The organism is Bradyrhizobium sp. 215_C5_N1_1, from assembly GCF_052075935.1.
Classification (GTDB): Bacteria; Pseudomonadota; Alphaproteobacteria; order Rhizobiales; family Xanthobacteraceae; genus Bradyrhizobium; species Bradyrhizobium barranii.
Map to the genome: position 1 here is coordinate 1,287,821 of NZ_CP197228.1, position 24,442 is coordinate 1,312,262.

The 24,442-nt window shown below is 64.5% G+C and carries 24 protein-coding genes; 17 read left to right on the forward strand and 7 right to left on the reverse strand.

All coding sequences use genetic code 11. From position 1 onward, the window contains the following. Positions 1–14: 14 nt before the first annotated feature. The gene (locus AB7G19_RS05980) at positions 15–1,586 is read right to left on the reverse strand and encodes a DEAD/DEAH box helicase (protein ID WP_085401881.1); all 1,572 of its coding nucleotides are present in this window, start codon (positions 1,584–1,586) and stop codon (positions 15–17) included. Between the two features lie 506 nt (positions 1,587–2,092). Here AB7G19_RS05980 and urtA point away from each other — a divergent pair. The 15 genes from urtA to AB7G19_RS06055 all read left to right on the forward strand — a co-directional run bounded on the left by urtA (position 2,093) and on the right by AB7G19_RS06055 (position 15,934). Further along, a complete protein-coding gene (gene urtA, locus AB7G19_RS05985; RefSeq protein WP_063980975.1) occupies positions 2,093–3,415 on the forward strand; it encodes an urea ABC transporter substrate-binding protein in 1,323 nt (440 codons plus the stop codon). Between the two features lie 82 nt (positions 3,416–3,497). Next, a complete protein-coding gene (gene urtB / locus AB7G19_RS05990) occupies positions 3,498–5,105 on the forward strand; it encodes an urea ABC transporter permease subunit UrtB (RefSeq protein ID WP_441267743.1) in 1,608 nt (535 codons plus the stop codon). After that, on the forward strand, positions 5,102–6,268 hold the full coding sequence (gene urtC / locus AB7G19_RS05995) for an urea ABC transporter permease subunit UrtC (RefSeq protein WP_085401879.1): 1,167 nt from the start codon (positions 5,102–5,104) through the stop codon (positions 6,266–6,268). Before urtB ends, urtC begins: the two co-directional genes overlap by 4 nt. A 5-nt stretch (positions 6,269–6,273) precedes the next feature. After that, a complete protein-coding gene (urtD, locus tag AB7G19_RS06000; RefSeq protein ID WP_014498216.1) occupies positions 6,274–7,035 on the forward strand; it encodes an urea ABC transporter ATP-binding protein UrtD in 762 nt (253 codons plus the stop codon). 3 nt (positions 7,036–7,038) lie between these two features. After that, entirely contained in the window at positions 7,039–7,734 is a 696-nt protein-coding gene (urtE, locus tag AB7G19_RS06005; protein WP_008131878.1) for an urea ABC transporter ATP-binding subunit UrtE, read from the forward strand. A 36-nt stretch (positions 7,735–7,770) separates the two neighbouring features. Continuing rightward, entirely contained in the window at positions 7,771–8,601 is an 831-nt protein-coding gene (locus AB7G19_RS06010) for an urease accessory protein UreD (RefSeq protein ID WP_085401878.1), read from the forward strand. A gap of 39 nt (positions 8,602–8,640) precedes the next feature. After that, complete coding sequence (locus AB7G19_RS06015) at positions 8,641–8,943, forward strand: urease subunit gamma (protein WP_085401877.1); 303 nt, start codon at positions 8,641–8,643, stop codon at positions 8,941–8,943. 10 nt (positions 8,944–8,953) lie between these two features. Further along, positions 8,954–9,259, forward strand: a complete 306-nt coding sequence (locus tag AB7G19_RS06020; protein WP_085401876.1) for an urease subunit beta — start codon at positions 8,954–8,956, stop codon at positions 9,257–9,259. Between the two features lie 3 nt (positions 9,260–9,262). Then, positions 9,263–9,802: an HD domain-containing protein gene (locus AB7G19_RS06025; protein WP_085401875.1), complete on the forward strand. Its 540-nt coding sequence runs from the start codon at positions 9,263–9,265 to the stop codon at positions 9,800–9,802. A 34-nt stretch (positions 9,803–9,836) separates the two neighbouring features. Then, the gene (gene ureC, locus AB7G19_RS06030; RefSeq protein WP_085401874.1) at positions 9,837–11,552 is read left to right on the forward strand and encodes an urease subunit alpha; all 1,716 of its coding nucleotides are present in this window, start codon (positions 9,837–9,839) and stop codon (positions 11,550–11,552) included. 128 nt (positions 11,553–11,680) lie between these two features. Next, positions 11,681–11,980: a putative quinol monooxygenase gene (locus AB7G19_RS06035; protein WP_014498210.1), complete on the forward strand. Its 300-nt coding sequence runs from the start codon at positions 11,681–11,683 to the stop codon at positions 11,978–11,980. Positions 11,981–11,992: 12 nt separating this feature from the next. Then, positions 11,993–12,604: an urease accessory protein UreE gene (locus AB7G19_RS06040; protein WP_085401873.1), complete on the forward strand. Its 612-nt coding sequence runs from the start codon at positions 11,993–11,995 to the stop codon at positions 12,602–12,604. Next, on the forward strand, positions 12,585–13,313 hold the full coding sequence (locus tag AB7G19_RS06045) for an urease accessory protein UreF (RefSeq protein ID WP_085401872.1): 729 nt from the start codon (positions 12,585–12,587) through the stop codon (positions 13,311–13,313). Before AB7G19_RS06040 ends, AB7G19_RS06045 begins: the two co-directional genes overlap by 20 nt. Positions 13,314–13,352: 39 nt before the next feature. Continuing rightward, a complete protein-coding gene (gene ureG, locus AB7G19_RS06050) occupies positions 13,353–13,976 on the forward strand; it encodes an urease accessory protein UreG (protein WP_063980981.1) in 624 nt (207 codons plus the stop codon). Between the two features lie 299 nt (positions 13,977–14,275). Continuing rightward, positions 14,276–15,934, forward strand: coding sequence for a CHASE domain-containing protein (locus AB7G19_RS06055; protein WP_014498206.1), 1,659 nt, complete (start codon positions 14,276–14,278; stop codon positions 15,932–15,934). 73 nt (positions 15,935–16,007) lie between these two features. Here AB7G19_RS06055 and AB7G19_RS06060 read toward each other — a convergent pair whose 3' ends face one another. The 5 genes from AB7G19_RS06060 to AB7G19_RS06080 form a co-directional block, all read right to left on the reverse strand. Then, on the reverse strand, positions 16,008–16,616 hold the full coding sequence (locus tag AB7G19_RS06060; RefSeq protein WP_441254515.1) for a TetR/AcrR family transcriptional regulator: 609 nt from the start codon (positions 16,614–16,616) through the stop codon (positions 16,008–16,010). Positions 16,617–16,788: 172 nt separating this feature from the next. Then, on the reverse strand, positions 16,789–17,931 hold the full coding sequence (locus AB7G19_RS06065; protein ID WP_063980984.1) for an OpgC domain-containing protein: 1,143 nt from the start codon (positions 17,929–17,931) through the stop codon (positions 16,789–16,791). A gap of 187 nt (positions 17,932–18,118) precedes the next feature. Further along, on the reverse strand, positions 18,119–18,574 hold the full coding sequence (locus AB7G19_RS06070; protein WP_085401870.1) for a hypothetical protein: 456 nt from the start codon (positions 18,572–18,574) through the stop codon (positions 18,119–18,121). Positions 18,575–18,656: 82 nt separating this feature from the next. Continuing rightward, entirely contained in the window at positions 18,657–19,028 is a 372-nt protein-coding gene (locus tag AB7G19_RS06075) for a DUF883 family protein (protein WP_028148389.1), read from the reverse strand. A 75-nt stretch (positions 19,029–19,103) separates the two neighbouring features. Then, a complete protein-coding gene (locus AB7G19_RS06080) occupies positions 19,104–20,216 on the reverse strand; it encodes an AI-2E family transporter (RefSeq protein ID WP_085401869.1) in 1,113 nt (370 codons plus the stop codon). A gap of 204 nt (positions 20,217–20,420) precedes the next feature. Here AB7G19_RS06080 and AB7G19_RS06085 point away from each other — a divergent pair, with 204 nt between their 5' ends. After that, positions 20,421–21,203 (forward strand): L,D-transpeptidase, encoded by a 783-nt coding sequence (locus AB7G19_RS06085; protein ID WP_063986079.1) that lies wholly within the window; start codon positions 20,421–20,423, stop codon positions 21,201–21,203. Between the two features lie 13 nt (positions 21,204–21,216). Continuing rightward, positions 21,217–21,870 carry a DUF2865 domain-containing protein gene (locus AB7G19_RS06090; RefSeq protein WP_085401868.1) on the forward strand — a complete coding sequence of 218 codons (654 nt, stop codon included), beginning with the start codon at positions 21,217–21,219 and terminating at the stop codon, positions 21,868–21,870. 225 nt (positions 21,871–22,095) lie between these two features. Here AB7G19_RS06090 and AB7G19_RS06095 read toward each other — a convergent pair whose 3' ends face one another. Beyond that, positions 22,096–24,189, reverse strand: coding sequence for a methyl-accepting chemotaxis protein (locus AB7G19_RS06095; RefSeq protein WP_085401867.1), 2,094 nt, complete (start codon positions 24,187–24,189; stop codon positions 22,096–22,098). Positions 24,190–24,442: the final 253 nt, after the last annotated feature.

A 24,442-nucleotide genomic window follows, 5' to 3' on the forward strand; every position in this document is an offset into this window, starting at 1 on the left:
CAGGTCGTGGACGGCTAGTGCGAATAGGGTTTGCGGGTCGGTTGGCCCATCGGCCGACTCTCGCGGCGTAAAAAGGCCACGCCTTGTATCCCATCGGGCTTGCCGGCGCTATGCGCGGAACGCTGTTCCGGGCGCTCGGTTGGGGAAGAATGCGTCTTACCACCGGACCGTTGGCGGCGAGACCCCTTCGAGACCTTCTGGCTACCACCGGGACGTCCGTCAACATGCCTTCCGTCACCGTGCCGACCTTCGCCGGGCCTTCCGTCGCCATGCTTGCCGGCGCTATGGTGGCGTCCGTCGGCATGCCTTTCGTCGCTGCGTCGTCCGTCAGTGTGACGTCCCTCACCATGCCTTGCGCCTTGCGGGCGCTGGCCCGGGCGGCCCGGCCGGCCCTGTCGTTGCTGCGGCGGGGGCGGGCCCGCATCGCGGCGCCCGGCATCGGTGCGGTGATCCTCACGCGATAGCGTTACCTTGATCAGCCGCTCGATGTCGCGGAGATAGCTCAGTTCCTCGCCGCCGGCGACCAGCGAGATCGCGGTGCCTTCGGCACCGGCACGCGCGGTGCGCCCGATGCGGTGCACATAGGTCTCCGGCACGTTCGGCAGGTCGAAATTGATGACGTGGCTGATGCCGTCGACATCGATACCGCGGGCCGCGATGTCGGTGGCGACCAGGGTGCGGATTTCGCCGGAACGGAACTGGGCGAGCGTCCGCTCGCGATGGTTCTGTGACTTGTTGCCATGGATGGCGCTGGCGGCGATGCCAGCCTTCTCAAGTGTCTTCACGACCTTGTCGGCACCATGCTTGGTGCGGGTGAAGACCAGCGCGCGATTGACCGGCTCGTCCTTCAGGAGCTTGGTCAGGAAGGCGGGCTTGGCGGAGAAATCGACCTGGATGATGCGCTGGTTGATCCGCTCGGCGGTCGAGGACACCGGGGTCACCGCAACGCGGGCGGGGTCCCGCAGCATCGCGTCGGCGAGCTCGGCGATGTCCTTCGGCATGGTGGCCGAGAAGAACAGCGTCTGCCGCCTGATCGGCAGCTTGGCGACGATTTTGCGGATATCGTTGATGAAGCCCATGTCGAGCATGCGATCGGCCTCGTCGAGCACGAGGAATTCGACGCTTCCAAGCTTCAGTCCGTTGCTCTGCACGAGGTCGAGCAGCCGGCCGGGGGTCGCCACCAAAACCTCGAGGCCAGGCATCAGCGCGCGAACCTGGCGGCCCATCGGCACGCCGCCGATGGCGAGTGTCGAGGACAGCCGGATGTGGCGGCCGTAGGCGTTGAAGCTATCGAGGATCTGGCCGGACAGCTCGCGGGTGGGCGAGAGCACCAGCACCCGGCAGGTCTTCGGCTGCGGCTTGATGCGGTTCTCGAGCAGGCGGTGCAGGATCGGCAGCGCGAAGGACGCGGTCTTGCCGGTGCCGGTCTGGGCGATGCCGACGACGTCGCGGCCGGTCAGCGCCGTGGGAATCGTCTGGGCCTGGATGGGGGTGGGGGTGACGTAATTCTCTTCGGCGAGAGCACGCGCGATGGGTTCGGCAAGGCCGAAGTCCTGAAAGGAAGTCAAAAGATGGGTTCTTTCCATGTCGAAAGCGGGCGCCCAGCGCAATCAGCGGGGCACGCGCAATAAGGGTGTCGAATGGACACCTGCGTGTTTGGGGTGTCGGATGGCTTATGGGATGGGGCAAGCCAGAGGCCCGGAAAGGGCTTAAGAACACGCGGCTCGCTACGACCCCTTGATTCGCAAGAGGTCTCGAACCTCCATATGGAACATTCAGGGGGCGGTTTCAAGGCAACGCGGCCTCAAACCGCGATTGCAGTGCAGAAATAGTTATGCCGGAAATTTAGACAGGGTTGCTGTTTTGCTTAAAAAATAACCTGTCTGCCGCATTGGCATACATTTTACTCGCCTAAGATTTGGGCAATTGGACTGCGGCGAAAGTTGGATTGCAGGGAAATTATATAATCTGACCAATAGGTTGGCATGTGCCCAGCCCATGGCATGGTTCTTGCGATTCCGTTAATCGCAGGCGGCCGTGGGGCCGTTTCGCAGCGTCTTTTTCACGTCTGCGTCAGGGAGATGATACATCCATGCTTAACAAATCCACTCACGATATAGCGGCGTCATTTAGCCGCCGTGGCGTTCTCGCCGCGACCGCCGGACTGATGATGGGTCTGGCTTCATTGACCGGCGCAAAGGCCGCGGACGACACCATCAAGGTCGGCGTCCTTCATTCTCTCTCCGGCACCATGGCCATCAGCGAAACCACGCTGAAGGACACCATCCTCTTCCTCATCGACGAGCAGAACAAGAAGGGCGGCGTCAACGGCAAGAAGCTCGAAGCCGTCGTGGTCGATCCTGCCTCGAACTGGCCGCTGTTCGCCGAAAAGGCGCGCGAGCTGATCACCAAGGACAAGGTCGCGGTCGTGTTCGGCTGCTGGACCTCGGTGTCGCGCAAGTCCGTGCTCCCGGTCTTCAAGGAGCTGAACAGCATCCTGTTCTACCCCGTGCAGTACGAGGGCGAGGAGAGCGAGCGCAACGTGTTCTACACGGGTGCTGCGCCGAACCAGCAGGCGATCCCCGCCGTCGACTATCTGATGAAGGACGAGAAGGTGAAGCGCTGGGTGCTCGCGGGCACCGACTACGTCTATCCGCGCACCACCAACAAGATCCTGGAAGCCTACCTGAAGTCGAAGGGTGTCGCCCAGGAAGACATCATGATCAACTACACGCCGTTCGGTCACTCCGACTGGCAGACGATCGTGGCCGACATCAAGAAGTTCGGCTCGGCCGGCAAGAAGACCGCGGTGGTTTCGACCATCAACGGCGACGCCAACGTTCCCTTCTACAAGGAGCTCGGCAACCAGGGCATCAAGGCCAAGGACATCCCGGTGGTCGCGTTCTCGGTGGGTGAGGAAGAGCTCGCCGGCATCGACACCAAGCCGCTGCTCGGTCATCTTGCCGCCTGGAACTACTTCCAGTCGATCAAGTCGCCCGAGAACGAGAAGTTCATCAAGGCCTGGCAGACCTACACCAAGAACCCGAAGCGCGTGACCAACGATCCGATGGAAGCGCACGTCATCGGTTTCGACATGTGGGTCAAGGCGGTCGAGAAGGTGAAGTCGACCGATCCGGACAAGGTGATCGACGCGCTGCCCGGCATCGAAGCCAAGAACCTGACCGGCGGCACCTCCAAGATGCTTCCGAACCATCACATCACCAAGCCGGTGTTCATTGGCGAAATCAAAGCCAACGGCCAGTTCGACGTGGTGTGGAAGACCCCGGGTCTTGTCGCAGGCGACGCCTGGTCGAAGGAGCTCGATGGCTCCAAGGACCTAGTCGGCGACTGGGTCGGCAAGAAGTGCGGCAACTTCAACACCAAGACCAACAAGTGCCTCGGCTCGGGCTCCTGATCCCGATCTGTCGGTTCATTGCACGACGGGAGGAGGCGGCTATTCCGCCGCCTTCTCCCCACTTCTGCCGGGGTGATTCAAAGTGCCAACCAATTTGTCCGCTCGTCTCTGTACCTTTGTCCTCTCGTTGTTTCTGATCGCGTTCGCACTGCCGGCCTTTGCCGGTCCGTTCGAGGATGCGGTCGCCAAATTCGCCAATGACGATTTCTCCGACACCGATGAGGCGATAGGCGTCGTCGCGAGCAGCGGCAACAAGCTGGCTTTCCCCATCATCAGCGCGCTCCAGGACGGTCGCCTCATGGCCGACCCTGATAGCAAGAAGGTTTACGTCACCAGTGCCGACGGCAAGTCGATCGATGCTGCGACCGGCGAGCCCGTCGCCAGCGTTCCCGATAGCGCCAGCGCGGTGCGCCTCAACAACCGCCTGCGCCGCAGCGTCGACGCTGCGATCGGCAGCCTGACGCTCCAGTCGCCGGATGTCGGAACGCGCCTCCAGGCGGCGCAATCCGTCTTCAAGTCGCACGAGGAGACCGCGCTCGAGCCGGTCGATGCCGCGCTCGCCAAGGAAACCAGCAAATCGGTCAAGGCCGCACTCGGCGATGCCCGCGCCGCGATCCTGCTGTTCAAGTCCGATGCCACCGAGGTCGAGAAGCTCGAGGCGGTCGCGACCCTCAAGGCGCGCGGCGACCAGGAGGCGATGGCGCTGCTGACAGGCATGGGCGATCAGCCGGCCTCGGTGACCAAGGCCGCTGCGAGCGCAATCAGCTCGATCCAGGGCTCGCTCGCGGTCTGGTCCACGGTGCAGAATGCCTGGTACGGCCTCTCGCTCGGCTCGGTGCTGCTGCTCGCCGCGATCGGGCTCGCCATCACCTTCGGCGTGATGGGCGTCATCAACATGGCCCATGGCGAGATGGTGATGATCGGCGCCTACACCACCTTCGTGGTGCAGGAGGTGATCCGCACCCGCTATCCCGCACTCTTCGATTATTCGCTCTTGATCGCCGTGCCGCTCGCCTTCCTCGTCGCCGGCGGCATGGGCGTGCTGATCGAGCGCAGCATCATCCGTTTCCTCTATGGCCGTCCGCTGGAGACGCTGCTGGCAACCTGGGGCCTGTCGCTGGTGCTGCAGCAGGCGGTGCGCACCATGTTCGGCCCGACCAACCGCGAGGTCGGCAATCCCTCCTGGATGAGCGGCGCGTTCGAGCTCGGCCAGATCACCATCACCTACAACCGGCTCTGGATCCTCGTCTTCACGCTCGCGGTGTTCGCGATCCTGCTCGCGATGCTGCGCTACACCGCGCTCGGCCTCGAGATGCGCGCGGTGACGCAGAACCGCCGCATGGCGGCCTCGATGGGCATCGCCACCTCGCGCGTCGACGCGCTGACCTTCGGTCTCGGCTCCGGTATTGCCGGCATCGCGGGCGTGGCGCTGTCGCAGATCGACAATGTCAGCCCCAATCTCGGCCAGAGCTACATCATCGACAGCTTCATGGTCGTGGTGTTCGGCGGCGTCGGCAATCTCTGGGGCACGCTGGTCGGCGCCTTCACGCTTGGCATCGCCAACAAGTTCCTGGAGCCGGTCGCCGGCGCCGTGCTCGGCAAGATCGCGATCCTCGTTCTCATCATCCTGTTCATTCAAAAGCGGCCGCGCGGCCTGTTCGCGCTCAAGGGCCGTGCGGTGGAAGCATGACCCCCCACATGCTGACCAGGTCGCTGGACCGCGGCGCGACGATCTTTCTCGCCATCGTCGCGGCCTGCGGCATCCTCATCCCGCTCTCCAACCTGCTGCTGCCCGCGGGCTCGTTCCTGCAGGTGCCGACCTATCTGGTCGCGCTCTGGGGCAAATATGTCTGCTACGCGATCCTCGCGCTCTCGATTGACCTGATCTGGGGCTATTGCGGCATCCTCTCGCTCGGCCACGGCGCCTTCTTCGCGCTCGGCGGCTACGCGATGGGCATGTACCTGATGCGGCAGATCGGCACCCGCGGCGTCTACGGCAACCCGATCCTGCCCGACTTCATGGTGTTCCTGAACTATTCGAAGCTGCCCTGGTACTGGTACGGCTTCGACATGTTCTGGTTCGCGGCGCTGATGGTGCTGGTCGTCCCCGGCCTGCTCGCCTTCTGCTTCGGCTGGCTCGCCTTCCGCTCCCGCGTCACCGGCGTGTACCTGTCGATCATCACGCAGGCGATGACCTATGCACTGCTGCTCGCCTTCTTCCGCAATGATTTCGGCTTCGGCGGCAACAACGGCCTGACCGACTTCAAGGACATCCTCGGCTTCAACGTGCAGGCCGAGGGCACCCGTGCCGCGCTGTTTGCGCTGAGCTGCCTGGCGCTGATCCTGAGCTTCCTGATCTGCCGCTCCGTCGTGTCCTCCAAGCTCGGCAAGGTTCTGATCGCAATCCGCGACGCGGAATCGCGTAGCCGGTTCCTCGGTTACCGCGTCGAATCCTACAAGCTGTTCGTGTTCACGTTGTCGGCCTGCATGGCCGGCGTTGCCGGTGCGCTCTACGTGCCCCAGGTCGGCATCATCAACCCGAGCGAATTTGCACCCGGCAATTCGATCGAGGCGGTGATCTGGGTCGCGGTCGGCGGCCGCGGTACGCTGATCGGCGCTGCACTCGGCGCCGTCGTCGTCAACTACGCAAAAACGTTCTTCACCTCGGGCATGCTCGCGCCCTACTGGCTGTTCATGCTGGGCGCGCTGTTCATCCTGGTGACGCTGCTGCTGCCGAAGGGCATCGTCGGCACCTTCAATGCCTGGTGGGAGTCGTCAAAAGAAAAACGCACCGCAGCCAGCGCGAGCGCCGCGGCCGAAGATGGCGTCACCGAACCCAAGATGGCGGAGTAGGCGCAATGAACGTCATGGATACCCGCGCGACCTCCGCGATGCTCTATCTCGACGGCGTGCACGTCTCGTTCGACGGCTTCCACGCCATCAACAATCTGTCGCTGACGCTCGCGCCCGGCGAGATGCGCGCCATCATCGGCCCGAACGGCGCCGGCAAGACCACGATGATGGACATCATCACCGGCAAGACCAAGCCCGACGAGGGCACGGTGCTGTTCGACGGCGTCACCGATTTGACGCGTCTGGACGAGACCCGCATCGCCGAGCTCGGCATCGGCCGCAAATTCCAGAAGCCGACCGTGTTCGAGAGCCAGACCGTGCAGGACAACCTCCTGCTCGCGCTCAATGTCGACCACAGCGTCAAGGGCACGCTGTTCTGGCGCGGCAGCAGGGCGGAATCGGAGCGCATCGACAAGGTGCTGGAGACGATCCGCCTCACCGACGCCCGCAACCGGCTCGCCGGCAGCCTCAGCCACGGTCAGAAGCAGTGGCTCGAGATCGGCATGCTGCTGGCGCAGGATCCGAAGCTGCTGCTCGTCGACGAGCCCGTCGCGGGCATGACCGACGTCGAGACCCATCTCACCGCCGAGCTGCTGAAAGAGATCAACAAGACCCACACCGTGATGGTCGTCGAGCACGACATGACGTTCGTGCGCGAGCTCGGCGTCAAGGTCACCTGCCTGCATGAAGGCACCGTGCTTGCGGAAGGAACCATCGACCAGGTCTCGTCCAACGAGCGGGTCATCGAAGTCTATCTGGGGCGCTGAGCGATGCTTGAGGTCAAGGACATCAACCTGTTCTACGGCGCGGCGCAGGCGCTGCGCGGCGTCTCCATCGCCGCAGAGCCCGGCAAGGTCACGTGCGTGCTCGGGCGCAACGGCGTCGGCAAGACCTCGCTGTTGCGCGCCATGGTCGGCCAGTATCCGATCTCCTCCGGCGCGATCGTGCTCGACGGCAGCGACATCACGGGCCTGAAGCCCTATGAGCGGGCGCGCAAGGGCATCGGCTTCGTGCCGCAGGGCCGCGAGATATTTCCGCTGTTGACGGTCGAGGAGAATCTCAAGACCGGCTTCGGCCCGCTCAAGCGCGAGGACAAGCACATCCCGGACGACGTGTTCTCGCTGTTCCCGGTGCTGCAGTCCATGCTCGGCCGGCGGGGCGGCGACCTCTCCGGCGGCCAGCAGCAGCAGCTCGCGATCGGGCGTGCGCTGGTGATGCGGCCAAAGCTGCTGCTGCTCGACGAGCCGACCGAAGGCATCCAGCCGTCGATCATCAAGGACATCGGCCGTGCCATCTCCTACCTGCGTAACCTCGGCAACATCGCCATCGTGCTGGTCGAACAATATCTCGACTTTGCCTGCGAACTCGGCGACAGTTTCGCGGTGATGGATCGCGGCGCGGTGAAGTTCTCCTGCGACCGATCCAATCTCGATCCGGCCGAAATCAGCCGCCAGATGGCGCTGTAATCCGAAAATTTCTGCCGCGGCCGGCTGGGGAGACGGATGCGCAGCGACGCTTTGACGACATCTTCGGTTTTCGAGGCGAACCGCGCCCGCGGCGCGGTGCGCTTCGACGTCCATGCCCGCGATGGGGTGACGCGGCGGGGCGTCTTGCATGAGTCCGGCTCCCTGCGCGTGCGCTTTCCCTCGCCGGAGGGCGAGGGGCTCTCCGGCGTGTTCGTCAACACGGCTGGCGGTGTTGCCGGCGGAGATAGTTTTGACATCGAGATCGCGGCAGGGCAGGGGTCGCGCCTGACATTGACCACCGCTGCGGCCGAGAAGGTCTATCGCGCGCCAGGGGCGGCGGCGCAGCTCAATATCGCCTTGAAGGTCGCCGCAGGCGCGCATCTCGGCTGGCTGCCCCAGGAGACGATCCTGTTCGATCGCGCCCGGGTCCATCGTCGTTTCGACATCGAACTCGACGAGGCCGCCTCGCTTCTGCTTTGCGAGATCGTCGTGTTCGGCCGCACCGCCATGGGCGAGCGGATGGAGCAGGGCGAGTTCTTTGATCGCTGGCGGCTGCGTCGTGGGGGCAAGCTGGTGTTCGCCGAAACCGTCAGGCTCGACGGCAATATCGGTGCAAAACTTGGGCGATCGGCGGTGGCCAAGGGCGGTGCCGCGATCGGCACGGCGCTGATCGTTCCCGGCGACGAGCGGCTGATCGAGCGTATCCGCGAGGCCTCGGAGTCATTCGCCGGCGAGGTCGGAATCTCCGCCTGGAATGGCTTTGCAATGGCGCGGTTCTGTGCCCAAGATGCCGCGCGCTTGCGCGCCGACATGATGGCGGTGCTGGCGCGGACCGGCGCGGCGCTGCCGCGGCTGTGGCTGAGTTGATGGCTGCTGAATTGATGCATTGAACGGAAGAGATGCTGCATGAACCTGTCTCCCCGCGAAAAGGACAAGCTCCTGATCTCGATGGCGGCCATCGTCGCCCGCCGCCGGCTGGATCGCGGCGTCAAGCTCAACTATCCCGAGGCGATCGCGATCATCTCCGACTTCATCCTCGAAGGCGCGCGCGACGGCCGCACCGTCGCCGAGCTGATGCAATCCGGCGCGCAGGTCCTCACCCGCGACCAGGTGATGCCGGGCATTCCCGAAATGATCCACGACATCCAGGTCGAGGCGACCTTTCCGGACGGCACCAAGCTCGTCACCGTGCACGAGCCGATCAGGTAGGAGCGAGAGCATGATTCCCGGCGAACTCTTCATCCAGGACGGCGAGATCGAGCTCAATGCCGGCCGCAAGACCGTGACGCTGACGGTGGCCAACACCGGCGACCGCCCGATCCAGGTCGGCTCGCACTACCATTTCTTCGAGACCAACCCGGCGCTGAAATTCAATCGCAAGAAAGCCCGCGGCATGCGCCTCGACATCGCCGCCGGCACCGCCGTCCGCTTCGAACCCGGCCAGACCCGCGACGTCCAGCTCGTCGCGGTGGCGGGGAAGAAGACGATCTACGGTTTTCGTGGCGACGTGATGGGGAAGCTGTGAGTCATGCTTCCCGCCATCCGCCTTATCTCGGAAGCCGCTGAGCTGGCCGCGCGCCGGCACAATGGCATGGCGCGCAAGGGGCGGGGGAACGAGCCTTACATCAATCATCTCGCGGAGGTCGCGAACCTGCTGGCGACGGCGACCGATGGCGCGGATGCCGAGCTGGTCGCGGCCGGGTGGCTGCACGACGTGATCGAGGACACCGACACCACTCGCGAGGAGCTCGCACAGAAATTCTCTGATCGCGTCGCCTCTCTCGTCGTTGAATGCACCGACGACATGAGCCTGCCCAAGCCAGAGCGGCGACGCCGGCAGATCGTCGATGCACCGAAGAAATCGGCCGGCGCCAAGCTGATCAAGATCGCCGACAAGATCAGCAATATCGGCGCGCGCATTCATTCCGACCCGTCCGCCGAAGAGCGCGACGATCTCGCCGACTACACGGGCTGGGCTGAGCAAGTCGTCGCCGGATGCCGTGGCGGCAATTCGTGGCTCGATGCAAAATTCGACGATGCCGTAAGCGCAGCGAGGGCTTCGCTGTGAACAACCAAAAATTCAAACGCAAACGGGGCTTGTGATGTCCGTCAAAATAAAGCGTTCCGTCTATGCCGACATGTTCGGCCCGACCACCGGCGACAAGGTGCGGTTGGCCGACACCGATCTCATCATCGAGGTCGAGAAGGATTTTACCACCTACGGCGAGGAGGTGAAGTTCGGCGGCGGCAAGGTGATCCGCGACGGCATGGGGCAGTCGCAGGTCACCAACAAGCAGGGCGCGGCCGACACCGTCATCACTAATGCGCTGATCGTCGACCACTGGGGCATCGTGAAGGCCGACGTTGCGATCAAGGACGGCATGATTTCGGCGATCGGCAAGGCTGGCAATCCCGACATCCAGCCGGGCGTCACCATCATCGTCGGCCCCGGCACCGACGTGATCGCGGGCGAAGGAAAAATCCTCACTGCAGGCGGCTTCGACAGCCACATCCATTTCATCTGTCCGCAGCAGATCGAGCACGCGCTGATGTCTGGCGTCACCTCGATGCTCGGCGGCGGCACCGGTCCCTCGCACGGCACGTTCGCCACCACCTGCACGCCGGGACCGTGGCACATGGGGCGGATGATCCAGTCGTTCGACGCCTTCCCGGTCAATCTCGGCATCTCCGGCAAGGGTAACGCGTCGCGGCCTGCCGCCCTGGTCGAGATGATCAAGGGCGGCGCCTGCGCGCTGAAGCTGCACGAGGACTGGGGCACCACGCCGGCTGCGATCGACAACTGCCTGTCGGTGGCCGACGATTACGACGTCCAGGTCATGCTGCATTCCGACACGCTGAACGAATCCGGCTTCGTCGAGGATACGATCAAGGCCTTCAAGGGCCGTACCATCCACGCCTTCCACACCGAGGGCGCCGGCGGCGGTCACGCCCCAGACATCATCAAGGTCGCGGGGCTGAAGAATGTGCTGCCGTCCTCGACCAACCCGACGCGGCCCTTCACCCGCAACACCATCGACGAGCATCTGGACATGCTGATGGTGTGCCACCATCTCGATCCCTCGATCGCGGAAGACCTCGCGTTTGCGGAGAGCCGCATCCGCAAGGAGACCATCGCGGCCGAGGATATCCTGCACGATCTCGGCGCGCTCTCGATGATGTCCTCGGACTCGCAGGCCATGGGCCGACTCGGCGAGGTCATCATCCGGACGTGGCAGACCGCGGACAAGATGAAGAAGCAGCGCGGGTCGCTCGACCAGGACAAAGGCAAGGACAACGACAATTTCCGCGTCAAGCGCTACATCGCCAAGTACACGATCAATCCTGCGATCGCGCACGGCGTGTCGAAGCTGATCGGATCGGTCGAGAAGGGCAAGCTCGCCGATCTCGTGCTGTGGTCGCCGGCCTTCTTCGGCGTCAAGCCGGACTGCATCATCAAGGGCGGCTCGATCGTCGCCGCCCCCATGGGCGATCCCAACGCCTCGATCCCGACGCCGCAGCCGGTGCACTATCAGCCGATGTTCGGTGCCTTCGGCAAGGCGCGCACCACGTCGTCCGTGGTGTTCACCTCGAAGGCGGCGGTCACCGGCGGCCTCGCGCGAAAGCTCGGCATCGACAAGAAGCTCTATGCGGTGCAGAACACCCGCGGAAAAATCTCGAAGAAGAGCATGATCCACAACGACGCCACGCCCAATATCGAGGTCGATCCCGAGACCTACGAGGTGCGCGCCGACGGCGAACTGCTCACCTGCGCGCCCGCCGAGGTGCTGCCGATGGCGCAGCGATATTTCATGTACTGAAATAGCGCCTGGACGCATGCCCCCGGCGCAGGCCCGGGGGGCGGCTTTTCCGGTTTTGCGTTCGACCCCGCCTGGTCTAAGGTCCCGCCCGGTATCTTACCTTAGAAGAAAAGCCGGGAGGATTTCTCGTGATTTACGTCGTTGCCACCTTGACCATCAAGCCCGAGACGCGCGCCGAATTCATTGCGGCCGCCACCGCCTGCATCAAGGAGACGCGGAAGGAGCCCGGCAATATCGCCTATGATTTGCACGAGAGCGTCACCGATCCCGCCAAGATGGTATTCGTCGAGCAGTGGGAGAGCGCCGAGGCGCTGGTGCCGCATCGCGCCATGGAGCACATGAAGACGTTCGGTCGCGTCGCGGTGAAGTGTTTTACGGCGCCGCCGAAGATTGAAGTGATCACGCCCGAGAAGGTCGAGACACGGTAACGGGGTAAAAGCATGATCCGGGCGACGCAGGTTAAGGGACAGCACGGCTTCACGGAGACGCCGGCGGATACGGTGGTGCTCGATTTCGACGACCGGCACCGCCGCCGCATGGCGATGACGGGGACGCGGGGCCTCGAATTCCTGCTCGACCTGGAGAATGCCGTCGCGCTGCGCGGCGGTGATGCGTTAGTGCTGGAGGACGGCCGGCTGGTCGAAGTGGTCGCGGCGCCCGAGCCGCTGCTGGAGATCCGCGGTCGCGATCCGCACCACCTCATTCGCGTCGGCTGGCATCTCGGCAATCGTCATTTGCCGACGCAGATCATGGCCAAGGGCCTGCGCATCCGCCGCGACCATGTCATCGAGGCCATGGTGAAGGGCCTCGGTGCGCGCGTGATCGAGATCGAGGCGCCGTTCGATCCCGAAGGCGGCGCTTACGCCGATGCCGGCCATGCACATGGCCACGACGACCATGCGCATCACGATCACGGCCATCACCACCACGATCATGGCCACGATAACCACGATCATGCCGCGCATGACCACGGCCACGACCATCACCACGACGAGCATTGCGACCACCCCGACCACCACCACGGCCACAAGCATGCTCATGACCACAAATGAGCCGGTGAGTGCCGGTGACCTCGCCGAGCGCGAGGCGGCGGCGCTGTACCGGCTGATGACGTGGCTGTCGCCGGCCTTTCCGGTCGGCGGCTTCTCCTATTCCAGCGGCATCGAATGGGCGGTCGAGGCGGGCGACATCACCGACACCGCGACGCTGGCCGACTGGCTCGACGCCATGCTGGGCGATGGTTCCGGCTTTTGCGATGCGACGTTCCTGGTCCACGCCTATCGCGCCACTGAGTTGGGCGAAGACACCACCTTGAACGATATCGCGGAGCTCGCCGCCGCCTTCGTGCCGTCGCGCGAGCGGCAGCTCGAGACGACCTCGCAGGGCCGCGCCTTCATCGACATCTCCCGTGCCGCGTGGGACGCCAACGGGCTGGATGCCATGGTTGCGGCATGTCGCACGGCACTGGTCTATCCTGTCGCCGTCGGTGTGGTCGCCGCGGTGCACGGCGTGCCGCTGGCGCCGACGCTGCATGCCTTCCTGCATGCGCTGGTTTCGAACTGGATTTCGGCGGCGAGCCGCCTCATTCCGCTCGGCCAGACCGACAGCCAGCGGGTGCTGGTGAAGCTGGAAGCCGCCGTTGCTGCGACCGCCAATCGTGCGTTGAATGCGACATTGAACGACCTCGGCAGCGCGACCTTCCGCGCCGATCTCGCCAGTCTGCGGCACGAGACGCAATATACGCGGCTGTTTCGCTCGTGAGCGGTGCGGCCTTTAATCCATCAAGAGAGAGCGAGTGACATGTCGAAATCTCACGGCCCCTTGCGTGTCGGAATAGGCGGCCCGGTCGGATCGGGCAAGACCGCGCTGATGGACCTGCTCTGCAAGACTATGCGCGAGCGCTATGACATCGCGGCGATCACCAACGACATCTACACCAAATGGGATGCGGAATTCCTCGTGCGCTCGGGCTCGCTGACGCCGGACCGTATCGCCGGCGTCGAGACCGGCGGCTGCCCGCACACCGCGATCCGCGAGGACGCTTCGATGAACCTGGCCGCGGTCGCCGACATGCGCGCAAAATTCCCCGGGCTCGACCTCGTGCTGATCGAGTCCGGCGGCGACAATCTGGCTGCCACTTTTTCCCCGGAGCTCGCCGACCTCACCATCTACGTCATCGACGTGGCGGCCGGCGACAAGATCCCGTCCAAGGGCGGCCCCGGCATCACCCGCTCCGACCTCCTGGTCATCAACAAGATCGACCTCGCGCCCCATGTCGGCGCCTCCCTGGAGAAGATGGAGACGGACGCCAGGCGCATGCGCGGCGCGCGCCCCTTCGTCATGACCAACCTGAAAAAGAGCGAGGGGCTCGACCAGATCGTCGGCTTCATCGAGGCCAAAGGCGGCCTGAAACGGGCGGGCTGACGGCGCGACGACGTGGCGCAGGCGTTTTCCGCCGTTAACGTCTGGGGCAAAAGCCGCATCCGCGGAACAAATTTCGGACACGGCGATTAACTACCTCCGGTGCCCGGAGCAAAGCCTTCATGGCCAGACCATCGGCCGGGCGAATTAAGCTTTTCAGGCGACCGAAGTTGCGTACTGATGCCTCCTCCTTCATTATCTCCGTTACTGGGGTCCACTCTGTTTCGGCACATGGCCGTTCGAGCGGCGTTGATATGCTCCGTGTTTATTGCCGACCTGCTGTTTTCGCCTGAGTAGTCGAAGTGGTCCGGCTGGGTTTTATCATCGGTTTCATCGCCCTGCTCGGAGCCCTGCTCTCCGGGCTCGCGGCCTATCGCGTCCACGACCAGGAGCTGGCACTGGACCGGATCGCGCTGGCGCGCGCGATCGACGTCCATGCGAGCCTGGTCCAGGACCGGCTGACCGAGCGCGAGCTGCTCGCGCGTGTCGCCTCAGGCTTGTTCCGTGCGCCGTCGGTCATCAAGCCGAACATGCTGGAGCCGCTGCGCTCGGCCATCTACGCCTTCAAGACCGATTTCGTGGTCGCCGGGTGGGTCGCCCGGCTGAAGCCGAACGAGCTTCTGCCGGCGGAGGACGCGATCGCGAGCGCCGGCTTCCCCAATCCGCAGATCCGCTCGTATGACGACAAGCCGATCGATCTTGCGAAGGTCACCCAGCCGATCGACGTGCTGATGGACCTCGAGCCGCGCAGCAACGAGACCAAGGCGCTGCCCGGCCGCAGCTACGAGCAGGATCAGGTGCGCAGCGCCATGCTGACGCGTGCGCGTGTCGAGAAGAGGTCGGTCGCCTCGGACCCGGTTCAGTTGCTGCGGGGCGGCGGGCCCATCGGCATCATCGTGGCCGCGCCCGTCATTCCCGAGGGTGCGACCGAGCCGGCCGGCTTCGTCACATTTTCCTACGAGCTCGCCTCCCTGATGCTGACCAATGACGACATGTCGTTGTTCTCTGTCGCGCTGAAGGATCCGCGCAGGGAAGGTGGCGAGCTCGTTGCCAACGACCAGGGCGTGGTCTCGTCACGCATGACGGCCGCGGACGGGCCGGCGCCGTCGGCGACGCGCACGGTGAGCTTTGGCGGGCGCGACTGGCATCTCGGCTACTACGCCAAGACCAATTCGGCGCGGCGCGCCGAGCAGACGGCGATCATCGTGGCGGCGATCGGTTTTGCCATCACCGCGATGGTGTGCGGCCTGTTCGGCTATGTCGCCTACAACAATCTGCGGCTCAGCCGGGAAATCCAGGTGCGGATCGGCTTCGAGCGCCGGCTGACCGCCGTCATCGACGAGCTCAACCACCGGGTCAAGAACATCCTGGCGGTGATCCAGTCGATCGTGACGCGCACGCTGCGCCACGGCTCGGACATCGACGTTGCGCGTGAACTGCTGATCGGCCGCATCCACGCCATGTCCAACGTGGTCTCGCTGCTCAGCGAGAGCCAGTGGCAGGGCGTCAAGCTGAAGGGCCTGTTCGAGGCGCGCGCCATCCCGCATGCCGACCGCATCGCCGTCACCGGCCCCGACATCGCGGTCAGCGCACGCGCCGCGCAGAGCCTGTCGCTCCTGTTCTTCGAGCTCGCCTCGCACTCCGACGAAGGTCTGTCGCTGGTCGGAAAGCATCCGCACATCACCGCGAATTGGACGGTGACGGGCGAGGGGACCGACGAGGTCTTCCATTTCCGCTGGGAGGAGTTCAACACCAGCGAGGCGACGCGCCGCCCGGATTCCGATTTCGGCCTGATCCTGCTCGACCGTGTCGCGCCCGAAGCGCTCGGCGGCACCGCCAAGCGCTACTTCACCGACGCCTCCTACGTCTATGAATTGACGGCGCCGATGGAGACGGTGGTCGACATGTCCGAGCGCGACCGCACGGACAAGATCTCGGCGCCGGTCAGGCCGGTGCGATAGAGGTCGCGCTTCAGATTGTTGTTTTGAGCATGATCTTTTCGGAAAACCGCTTCACACTTTTCCGGATCATGCTCTAACCCTTCGGCCGCAGCACCAGGTCGACCAGATTGCGCGCGTAGGCCGGCGTGATCGGTGCAATGCCGAAGACGTAGCGGTAGAACAGGCTGCCATAGATGGCGTCGTAGAGATCCTCGGGCGCTCCCTCCGCCAGGATGCTGCCATCCGTCTGGCCCGCGGCGATCATCTCGACCAGTGCGTCGCGGCGGAATTGCAGGTAGCGGGCATAGAACAGCTCCGCCGAGCCGGTCTTGGAAATGCATTCGGAGACGACGGCGAGCTGCACCTTGCCGAACTCGCCCTGGAGCGCCTCGGCATAGGCCGCGGCATGGCGGCGTGCGCGCGCCGCGGGGCTGCCGGAGCTCGCAGGCGGCAGCGGCAGCATCTGCGCGGCATGATGAAGGAAGGCGTCGATCAGCAGCGCTTCCCGCGACGGCCACCATTTGTAGATCGTCATCTTGGAGACGCTGGAGTGGCGTGCGACGGTGTCGATGGAGGTGGCGGCAAGGCCGGTGGCGGCCATCAGCGCATAGGCGCTTTCGAGAATGGCGTTGGTGGTCTCGATCGATCGCGGCCGGCCGCGCCGGGGCGCGCTGTCAGCCTCATCACCCCCGCCCTTTGCCATCGCCACGCCCGGTCCCCTCACGCAGAGGCTCCCCGCATAGCGCAGCCACAGGTCTCGGCCTAGCAGAATCGCACGATTATTTGGCTCGAGCGAAGTGGGTACCGGTTCGCGTGAAGAAAACGCGTCAAGACAGGAATCTAGAGCTCCGTTCCGATTAGATCGGAACGGAGCTCTAGGCCTGCTGCCGCAGGGCGGCCGGAAGGTCCTGCCGCCTCGACCACGAGATGTAATAGGCCACAGCCGTCATCGCCGCGAAGCCAACGAGGCTTACCGCGATCTGCATCACCACGAGGTTCGGTCCGGTGATCAGGATGAGATGGCCGGCGAAGGACAGGAACACGGCAACGCAGAACACCGCGAGCCATTCCTCGCCGCATGTGATCACCGCCTGAAGCGGCCGCAACTTCAGGCCGGGGTGGTCGGCCGGAATGAGATGGGTCGCGAGGAAGGCGAGCGCGAGGAAATGGATCACGCGATAGGGCGCGAGGTTTTCCTTGTCTGTCGGCGCGATGCTGTTGACGACGACGTCCGGCAAATAGACGGCCAGCGCGGGCGAATGCCGCATCAAGGTGACCGCCATCGCGAAGATGAGATAGGCACCCGCGAGGATCCGCAGCCAGGACATGCCGTGCAACGCGCGTCCGGAGGCGCCTGTTACGGCGAACCAGCCGCCGAGGACCATCAGCATCTGCCAGCACAGCGGATTGAAGGTCCAGTCCTGGTCCGGATAGACCCGGAAATTCCAGTCGAACCAGCGCGCCGCAACGTACAGCGCGACCGATGCCGCCAGCGTCAGGTTCGGCCGCCGCAACAAACCCCATAGCGCAAACGGAAAGAACGCCATCAGCGGGATCATCAGTTGCAGGAGGTCGAGGTTCAGCGGCTCTTCCTGGAGCACGAGGCCGCGGACCAGGATGCGCAGCGGATGATCGAGAATGCCCGAGATGTTGTATTCGTGGATGATCTCCGGCGCCATCGATTGCGAGGCGACATAGGCGATGGTGTCGATATAGATCACGAAGAGCACGACATAGGCAGCGTAGAGCCGCCAGACGCGGCGGAAGATGCGCGTCGCCGCGACGACGTAACCGCGCTCCAGCGCCATCCTGCCGTGAATGATGGCGACGCCATAACCCACCACGAACACGAACAGGTCAGCGGCGCCGCTGAAGCCGAAATTTCGGAGCGTCAGGAGATTAACGACGTTGTTCGGGATGTGGTCGACGAACACCGACCAGTTGGCAATGCCGAGCGTCAAATACAATCTGGCATCGTGATGGAATGCGGCGAGGTTCGCCTTGACGGACGGTTTCATCGCGGAAAATGACTTTTAGAATCACGGGCGCTGCTTTTAGCGGCAACCGCCCGCCTATCCGAGTAGCGTTTGCGTGAGGGGGGCTGGAATTGTCCAATCTGGCGCAAAATTGCGCATGATCGCCGGATGGAATTCCCGCAAGCTCGCTCGTTCCGCCGACGACGAAATTATCTTAGCGCTTCGACCGCTATTCGGCCGGTTCAGCCGAGGCGTCGTCGGATGCGCCGGCGCGACTCGCCATGATTCCAAGGGCGACGCCGCCGATCGCCAGGATCGGCAGCAGCCGCTTGATTCCGATGGCGCGAACGATCTGGAGGCCCGTCGCGAGCAGCATGGGGTCGGCGAGCATGCTCGAAGCGGCCGACTTCGCGGCGCGCTCGGCGGCGATCCGGGCGCGCTTCCGCATCTCCCGCTTGTAGCCCCAATAGCTCCCCGCCGCGGCAAGCGTCAGCAGGAAGAAGATGCCGGCGCCGGCGAGGCAGGCCTGCACCGGTCCGTAGGTCTGAAGGACCGAGATGAAGGCGGCCGCGCAGAGAAAGCCCGTGGTGATGAAGAGCGCGAGTGCCGCGCCCGCGGCGAGCGATGTCAGGCGGACGGTCGTGCCCGTCGATGCGCTGATGCCGTCGATGATGCGCTGTAACATGGCCTTGCTCCTCAGATCCCCGCAAGCCGGCAGCGACGGCGCAACAGCGCCGCCGTAACAACGTCAAGGTTTTGCGCCCACGCTACCGGCGCCAGGCGACGCCGATCAGGAAGCCGATGCCGAGCGCGAGTCCGACGGTCGCGAGCGGCCGCTGCGTGATGGCATCTTCCAGCGTTTCCTCGATCGAGCCGTAGGCGTCTTGCGCAGCTTCCATCATGGCGCTGCCGCGATCCGACATGTCGTCGACCGCGGAATCCACGCTCTCGCGGGCCTGGCGATAGCCGCGGCGGGCCTGCTTGCTGGTGGAATTGGCAAAGGTGTTGAGCGCGTCGGTGATCTGATCGGTGAGGGCGGCGATATCGCTTTTCACGGCTGCTACATCCTTCTCGAGGCGTTCTCTGGTGGCTTTGTCGGTCCAGTCTCTCATCCCGGTTTCGCCATTGGTTGACATCAGGAGCTCCAAAGCTGTTGGCGGCTGAGATAGCCGGAAAACGTTTCGTGCCCGGGTAAGTTCCGTTCGGGAAACCGGTCATGCCTGCGGCAGCTGCGGCGAATTCTCCGGCAGCAGATGCTCCTTCAGGATCAGCCCGACGATCAGGAGCGGCGACGACAGGAATGCGCCCATCGGCCCCCACAGCCAGGTCCAGAAGGCCAGCGCGATGAAGACGGCAAGCGCGTTCAGGGAAAGCCTGCGCCCGATGATGGTCGGCGTGACGAAGTGCCCTTCCAGGAAGGTGATGCCGCCGAAGGCGAGCCCCGCCATCAGTCCGCCGCCGATGGTCGGGAAGGCGACGAGCCCCACCACGACCAGAATGACGAACATCGCGACCGGTCCGATGATCGGGATGAAGTTGAGCGCCGCCGCAAGCGCGCCGAGCCCGGCCGGATTGGGCATGCCGGTGATGGCGCAGATGAGACCGGTTGCGATGCCCACGCCGACGTTGATCAGTGTCACCGTCAAAAGATAGTTGCCGAGATGGACCTCGATCTCGTTGAGGATCCGCAGCGTGCGCAGCCGCGCATCGCGATCGCCGAAATTCATGATCAGCGCCCGCCGCAGGTCGCGCCAGCTCGCGATGAACAGGATCAGGGTGGCGAAGAACAGTAGGAATTCGGCGAAGGTCGGCGACAGGAATTCCAGCGTCGGTTGCACCCATTCGGCTTTCGGCAGCGGAAGGCTTGGCAGCCCCTCGGAGCCGCCCACCATCGTCTGCAACTCCTTCCACAGCGCCAGCGGCCGGTCGAAGACGTGCATCTTCTCCTTCAACTGCGCGCCCAATTCCGGCAGGCGCGAGCTCCACTCCATCGCTGGCACGGCAATCAGCGCGACGACGAAGGCGACCACCGTCGTCACCGCGATCACGATCAGCACGGCGCCGAGGGCGCGCGGCACATGCCGCCGCTCGAGAAAGCTGGCGGCCGGCGACAACATGGTGCCGGCGACGACCGCCATCACGACCGGGAGGAAGAACGCCCTGGCGACGTAGAGCACCGCGACCACGGCAATCAGAAACAGACCGGCGAGCGTAAAGGCGACAAACTCGGTGCGGCGGATCACCGGCGGCAGCTCGACATGGCTGTCGGGAAGCGGGTCGCCCTCGTTGTTGCCGGAAATCAGACGTTCAGTGGGAAGGACGCGCACAATATCTCCTCCCGCACGGAAGCCTCCGCGCGCCCATTGTTGGCAGTAGAACGTCCGGGCGGACGTTCCGGTTCCATCGCGGTTTCGTGAAGTTTTGCTCGCTTGACTGTGACCTCGCTGCCGCAACGAGCGGTGGAACTTGAGTCAGTCCAGCTGCGTTTGTTGGGAGCCGCATCACCTGATGCACATCCAACGGGGCAGCACATGACAAGGTTCTCTCCAGTCCGTCGCCGCTTCTCGCTGCGCGCCACCACCGCCATTGCCTTCGCGACAGCATTGCTGACCGTGCCCTTCGCGGCACAGGCCCAGACGCTCGGCTACGCGCCGATGCAGCCGCAGGGATATCCGCAGGACCCGAGCTATTCGCGGGGTTATGTCAACGCGGCGCCGCAGGCCGCCGACGAGGATGCCGCGCTGCCCGACCGGCTGCGCAAGCAGATCGTCAGCTTCGACCGGAACGAGCCGGCCGGGACCATCGTCATCGATACCGGCAACACTTACCTCTATTACGTGCTCGGCAATGGCCGCGCGATCCGTTACGGCGTCGGCGTCGGCCGACAAGGTTTCACCTGGGCCGGCGTGCAGAGCGTCAGTCGCAAGGCCGAGTGGCCGGACTGGCATCCGCCGGCCGAGATGATCGCGCGTCAGCCTTATCTACCGCGCTTCGTCGCCGGCGGTCCCGGCAATCCGCTCGGCGCACGCGCGATGTATCTCGGTTCGAGCGAATACCGCATCCACGGCACCAACGATCCCACCACGATCGGCAAGTTCGTGTCCTCTGGTTGCATTCGCATGACCAACGAGGACGTCACGGACCTGTTCAGCCGCGTCAATGTCGGCGCCAAGGTGGTGGTGCTGCCGAAGAACGCCCCGCTGATGGCCAAGGGGTACGACAAGGGCGGCGACCCGGTACGCAAGCGCCCGCCGGTGACGACGCTGCCTTCGGGACGGCAGGCGCTGAACATCACGACGTCGGCAGTGAACTGATGGGCGAGGTCATATGAACAGACGTTCGATCGGCAAACTGGCCGGCGGCGCGGCGGCGTGCTTCGCCGTCGCCTCGCTCGGCCTCGCGTTGACGCCGTCGGCGCATGCGGAAGACTTCTTCTCGGCGCTGTTCGGCGGCTTCCGCGCGCGCTCCGCGCCGGAGATCCGCATGCCGTTCCCGACCGATGACATGCCGCGCTACGACACGCCGCGCCAGCGGACCTCTTATGGCGGCGGCATCGCCTATTGCGTGCGCAGCTGCGATGGCCGCTACTTCCCGGCGCAAGGAAACGACGCCGAAAGCAAGGCGAAATCCTGCAAGAGCTTCTGCCCGACGTCGGAAACCTCGCTGGTCTATGGCAGCAACATCGACGACGCCACGACGGACAAGGGAAAATCCTATTCCGACCTGCCCAACGCGTTCCGCTTCCGCAACGAGATCGTCGCGGGCTGCACGTGCAACGGCAAGGATCCGGTCGGACTTGCCCAGGTCAAGGTCGAGGACGATCCGACCTTGCGCAAGGGTGACATCGTCGCGGGCAGCGATGGCCTGGTGGTCGCCAACCGCAACGCCAACGACCGCCGCGGCGTCGCGATGAATTTTTCGCCGCTGCCGGATTCGGTGCGCGCCAGGTTCCGCCAGGTGCCGGTGGTCGCGAAGGAGTAGGGGCGGTGCGGCCTCAAGTAGGTTGCGGCGCTAGCGCCTCGATCTCCAGTGTCGTCCCGGACAAGCGGAGCGCAGATCCGGGATCCATAACCACAGGAAGCGGTTTGACGAAGGCACGTGGTTAGCAGCTCGCGCGCGACAACTTCTCCCTGTGGTTATGGGTCCCGGCGTTCGCCGGGACGACACTGAAGGTGTAGCGGCAGCTTTCTATCCAATCCGCAAGTCCTACGCCGCGCGGATCTTCCCCAGGAAGTCGCTGACCTGCTGGCCGAGCTGGCGGCTCTGCGTCTCCAGCGTTTCCGAGGCCTGCTTGACGTTGTCCGCCGCACCGGCGGCAGCATCCGCGTCGGCCTTCACGCCGGTGATGTTGTCCGAGACGTTCCTGGTGCCCTGCGCCGCAAATTGCGTGCTGCGCGTGATCTCCTGGGTCGCCGCGCCCTGCTCCTGCACGGCGGCGGCAATCGCGGTCGCGACCTCGTTCACTTCGCCGATGATGCCACCGATGGTCTGGATCGCGTTGATGGCGTCGCTCGCCACCCTCTGAATGTCGGCGATCTGCCCGGAGATTTCCTCGGTGGCTTTTGCGGTCTGGCTGGCCAGCGATTTCACCTCGGAGGCGACGACCGCGAAACCGCGCCCGGCTTCGCCCGCACGTGCGGCCTCGATCGTGGCGTTGAGCGCGAGCAGATTGGTCTGCGCCGCGATGGTGTTGATCAGGCCGACGACCTCGCCGATGCGTCCTGCGGACTGCGCCAGCCCTTGCACCGTGCCGTCGGTCTCGCGGGCCTGGTTGACGGCGCGGCTGGCAATGCCCGCGGCGTGCGCCGCCTGCTGGCTGATGTCGTTGATCGAGGCAGACAGCTCCTCGGCCGCGGCGGCGACGCTGTCGACGCTCATGGAGGCGTCGTTGGAGGCCTTGCCGGCGACCTGGACGCGGTCGTTGGTCTGGCGCGACACCGCGGAGAGGTCGCCCGAGGTCTTGCGCATCTCGCCGGACGCTTCGCTCAGTTCGCCGAGCGTCTTGCGCACCGCGCCCTCGAACTCGCCGACATAAGTCTCGACGGCGCGCTGGCGCGCGGCCGCGCCGACATTGCGCTCGCGCTCATGCTCTTCGATCTTGAGCTTCTCGGTCGCCTGCTGCTTGAAGGTTTCCAGCGCGCCGGCAAGCGCGCCGATCTCGTCCTGGCGGTCGAGATAGCCGCTGTCGACGGCAAGGTCGCCGCCGGCGACCTTGAGCATGGCGTCGCGGATGGTGTTGAGGGGATGGATGACGCGGCGGCTGACCAGCATGACCGCGCCGACGGCGAGGCCGATGGCGAGCGCCAGGAGTGCAAGCTGCACGATCAGCGCGCGCTGTGCGGTACTGCGCTGCTCCTGCGTGTAGCTCCGGGCGGCGTCGAGCGCGGCTTCGGCCACCGCGACCGCACTGGCCATACGGCCGACCGTGAGCGGGCTCCACTGGTTGGCCGTCAGCTCGGCCTTCTCACCCTTGACCAGGGTGTCCGCGAGACGGTCGCGCAGGGTGAGATATTGCGGCTCGAAATAAGCGGTCTTGGCCGTGGTCATGGCGGATGCGAGCGCGGGCGGCAATTGCATGCCCGAGGTCGACAATTCCAGCGCTTTCCACATCGCGGCCGTACCGCCGACAAATTGGGTATAGTTGTAGCGGCCCTCCGGCGAGATCTTGCCGGCCGCAAGTCCGGTCGAGACGATCAGTGAGGCCTCGCCCGCGGTGTTGCGGAGCAGCCAGGCGCTCTGCTTGATCGACAGCAGCTGGTCGATCACGGCATCCTGGTGGTTGACGGTGGCGGCGAGGACGCCCGAGAGCTTGTCGAGCACGTCGAGCAGCCCCTGCGTCGTCTCCATGTATTCCTTGGTCAGGCCGGCGCGGCGCTGGTCCTTCGGTTTGGCAACATCCTCCCAGAACTGCTTCTGCTCTTCGCCCAGCAGCTTGTAGAGCCGCGCGAGCTCAGGCACCAGCGCGCCCGATTGCGGGAAGTCGATGCTCGGCAGCAGCTCGAGCGCGCGGGCCATCGCCGGCATCTGGGCATCGCGCAGCGCGCGCAGATATCTCTCGATCTCGGAGTCCATCGGCTCGGTCGCGTTCAGCAGCCGGGACGTGGTCGAGCGGTCGGTGCGCAGATTGTGCATCGCCTTGAACAGATCGGCGGAGGCGTCGGCGATCTGCGAGATGCGGTTGGCGGTCTTGAGGCGGTCCCAGGAGGCGTAGGCGGTGAGCGAGAGTGCAATCACCACACAGACCGACGTGATGGCGATCACCGCCTTCAGCAGCGCGGACACGGTCAGACGATTCAGCATCGAAGCCCCCCAAAATTCCCATTGCAAAGTTCGTCAAGACGCCCCGGCAACATCAAAACGGAGGGGCAGGCAGATCGGCAATCGCATGCCGTTTGCGGCGCATCACCCAAACGGTTTCTGCATCTGAAACGAAAAGGGTAAAGTTTTAGGCAGGCCGGCTGATCGTAGAAGTACGTATTTACTAGAAGTTGCAGTGGGTTGCGGTGATGGAACCTGCGCGGGAGATGGGCGTTAGAACACCGTCAGACAATTT